The organism is Citreimonas sp., assembly GCF_042096055.1.
Classification (GTDB): domain Bacteria; phylum Pseudomonadota; class Alphaproteobacteria; order Rhodobacterales; family Rhodobacteraceae; genus Citreimonas.
In genome coordinates this window covers 1-3,534 of record NZ_JBELMH010000153.1, presented here as the reverse complement: position 1 = coordinate 3,534, position 3,534 = coordinate 1, and the positions used below count along the sequence as shown (strand labels likewise).

The 3,534-nt window shown below is 67.7% G+C and carries 3 protein-coding genes; 1 reads left to right on the top strand and 2 read right to left on the bottom strand.

From position 1 onward, the window contains the following. The coding region (locus tag ACFDTC_RS17855) for an EAL domain-containing protein (protein ID WP_375260224.1) at positions 1–724 on the bottom strand (724 nt) is incomplete at its 3' end. A gap of 235 nt (positions 725–959) precedes the next feature. Here ACFDTC_RS17855 and ACFDTC_RS17850 point away from each other — a divergent pair. Beyond that, on the top strand, positions 960–2,780 hold the full coding sequence (locus ACFDTC_RS17850) for a M3 family oligoendopeptidase (RefSeq protein ID WP_375260223.1): 1,821 nt from the start codon (positions 960–962) through the stop codon (positions 2,778–2,780). Positions 2,781–3,110: 330 nt separating this feature from the next. On the opposite strand, the gene ACFDTC_RS17845 is transcribed toward ACFDTC_RS17850, so the two are convergent. Next, positions 3,111–3,380, bottom strand: a complete 270-nt coding sequence (locus ACFDTC_RS17845; protein ID WP_375260222.1) for a DksA/TraR family C4-type zinc finger protein — start codon at positions 3,378–3,380, stop codon at positions 3,111–3,113. Positions 3,381–3,534: the final 154 nt, after the last annotated feature.

The window sequence follows — 3,534 nt, the reverse complement described above, 5'->3', positions numbered from 1 at the left end:
CGAACAGCGGCGCGGCGAAAAGGTAGCCCTGCATCAGGTCGACGCCCACCTCGCGCAGCACCTCGTATTCGCCCAGCGTCTCGACCCCCTCGCCCACGACGGTCACTCCGAGATCCTGCAGCATCCCGACCGTGTGGCGCAGCACGATGCGCCTGTGGTCGCACTGATCGGCGTTGCGGATCAGGTGCATGTCAAGCTTGACCACGTCGGGCACGAAATCGACGAGCAGCCCGGTGCCGGCGTAGCCCGCGCCGAAATCGTCAATCGCGGTCAGAAAACCCAGCGCGCGGTAATGCTGCAGGATCCCCAGCAGGTGGGCCGGGTTGACCCGTTCGGATTCGGTGAATTCGAACATGATGCGGTCGACGGGAAAGCCGGCCTCTTCCGCCGCCTTCAGCGTCACGCGAATGCAGGCGCGGGGATCGTAGACGGCGTTTGGCAGGAAGTTGATCGACAGCAGCGCGCCGCTTTGCGCCAGTTCCAGACGCTGGGCGAGGCCGATTGCCGTGGCGCGGCAGGTCTGGTCGAAGGCGTAGCGCGTCGTCTCGTCCACCTGGGCGAAGACCGAGGCCGCGCCGGCGCCGTCCGCGCCCCGCACCAGCGCCTCGTGCGCGTGCACGCACTGCTGAGACACCGACACGATCGGCTGGAACGCCATCGAGATCGGGTGCTGGAACATCTCTCCGTTGCGGCAACCTGCGCAGGGCGTCGGACTATCGTTCATGCCAGGATCACCCGGATACCAGTAACAACCACCGTCTTATCGCCACGATGCCCTTAAGATTCCGTTTTCGCACCTGAAATCGACGACGGCTTGCGCGAATTGCGCCCGATGTCGCGCAACCTGGCCGCCGGACCACGGCACCGGCACCTGCCCGGCCCGCGGTTGTCCCCGCGCCCCGCACGGTCTAAGTCTGCCAAGCGGCCAACCGCGCGCCCCAATCGACGAGGTCCTTGCGATGTTCCAGCTACCCTTTCCCGTCCGCGATGCCGATGCCACCCGCGGCGGTCGCGACCTGGGCGACCTGCCGGAATGGGATCTGAGCGATCTCTACGCCGCCCCCGACGCGCCCGAGCTCAAGCGCGATCTCGACTGGCTGGAACAGGCCTGCCAGAGCTTCGCCGAGGATTACGAGGGCAAGCTGGCCACGCTGGACGCGGCCGCGTTTCTGGACGTCATCCGCCGGCATGAACGCATCGAAAGCGTCGCCGGGCGCATCATGTCTTATGCCGGGCTGCGCTACTACCAGCTGACCACCGACTCCGAGCGCGCGAAGTTCCTGTCCGATGCGCAGGAGAAAATCACCACCTACACCACGTCGCTGGTGTTCTTCACGCTCGAGCTTAACCGCATCGACGATGCCACCATCGAGGGCTGGCTGTCCGCGGACACGGACCTTGCGCGCTATCGCCCGGCGCTGCGGCGCATCCGGGCGATGAAGCCCTACCAGCTGTCGGACGAGCTCGAGAAGTTCCTGCACGACCTCGGCGTCGTCGGCGACGCGTGGGAGCGGCTCTTCGACGAGACCATCGCCGGCCTCACCTTCGAGGTCGACGGCGAGGAACTGGGCATCGAGGGGACGCTCAACTACCTCACTGACCCCGACCGCGCCAAGCGCGAGGCCGCCGCGCGCGAGCTGGCGCGGGTGTTCTCAGAGAGGGTGCGGACCTTCGCCCGGGTGCACAACACCCAGGCCAAGGAAAAGCAGATCATGGACCGCTGGCGCGGCATGCCCAGCGCGCAGGCCGCGCGTCACCTGTCGAACGACGTCGAGGCCGAGGTGGTCCAGGCGCTGCGCGACGCGGTCGTGGCGGCCTATCCGCGGCTGTCGCACCGGTACTACGCGCTCAAGCAGAAGTGGCTGGGACTGGACCGGATGCAGGTCTGGGACCGCAACGCGCCGCTGCCGATGGACACGCCGCGCACGGTGACCTGGCCCGAGGCGCGCGAGACGGTGATGAACGCCTATGCCGAGTTCGATCCGCGCATGGCCGAGATCGCGACGCCGTTCTTCGACAAGGGCTGGATCGACGCGGCTGTGAAGCCGGGCAAGGCGCCGGGCGCCTTCGCGCATCCCACGGTGACGGACGTGCATCCGTACGTGATGCTCAACTACCTCGGCAAGCCGCGGGACGTGATGACCCTGGCGCACGAGCTGGGCCACGGCGTGCACCAGGTGCTGGCGTCCGACCAGGGCGAGATGCTCGCCTCGACCCCGCTGACGCTGGCCGAGACGGCGAGCGTGTTCGGCGAGATGCTGACCTTCCGCAAGCTGCTCGACAAGGCCAAGGACCAGAACGAGCGCAAGGTGCTGCTCGCCGGCAAGGTCGAGGACATGATCAACACGGTCGTGCGCCAGATCGCGTTCTACGATTTCGAGTGCAAGCTGCACGAGGCGCGCCGCGGCGGCGAGCTGACGCCGGACGACATCAACGCGCTGTGGATGTCGGTGCAGGCCGAAAGCCTTGGGCCCGCGTTCGACTACATGGAAGGGTACGAGACCTTCTGGGCCTACATCCCGCACTTCGTGCACTCGCCCTTCTACGTCTACGCCTACGCCTTCGGCGACGGGCTGGTGAACGCGCTCTATGCCGCGTATCGCGACGCGCCCGAAGGGTTCCAGGACAAGTATTTCGACATGCTCAAAGCGGGCGGGTCGAAGCACCACACCGAGCTTCTGGCGCCGTTCGGGCTGGACGCGACGGACCCGAAGTTCTGGGACAAGGGGCTGTCGATGATCGAGGGCTTCATCGACGAGCTGGAGGCGATGGAGAAGTGATCCGCCGGGGCGCGGCCCGGTGGCGCCGCGCGTGAGCTGAATCGAGCGCGGCCCTAGCGGGCCGCGCGCCGATGTCTCGCCCCGCCGCCTGTGGCGGCCGGGCTCGGGCGGGCGCCCGGACGCGGGCGGAGGGCCGAAGCCGCACGGGACGATTGCGGGTGTCCCACGATGGGACATGTTTCCGCGCACGCAATTTCAATGGGTTACAGAGACGGATTAACCTTCCGTCAATACTTGGGTCTCGCTGACGGCGTGCGGGTGCGTGATTGGCGAGGCCCGGAATCGGGACTGAAATCGCGTCCGCGGGCCGCGCGACCAGCGACCGAACACTCACTTCAGCTGGCTGTCCTTCGAGCCGCGCCGGTTGATGCCGCCGCGACGGGCCTGGATCCCCTGGCGCTCGGCCGCGCAATCGACGCAGAGCTTCACGCCCGGGATCGCGGTGCGGCGCGCTTCGGGGATCGGCTCTTCGCAATCGGCGCAATGGGTCAGGCTTTCGCCCGCGGGCGCGCGGCGCGCGCGCATGCGCTCGAGTTCCTCGGCGATGCTCGCCTCGATCTGTTCGCTGACCGCGCCGTCGCGGCTCCAGCCTCCGGCCATGGCGGTGTTCCTTGCCTTCGTTCACGGGTGGACCTGGAGGAAAGATGTGCCGCCCGCGCGGCTTTTCCAAGCCCCCCGTGCCCGACACGCCGCCCCTGCCCGCCCGCCACGCGCGCCGCGAGTGCTGGAATTGCGGGCGCGCACCTGTATGCTG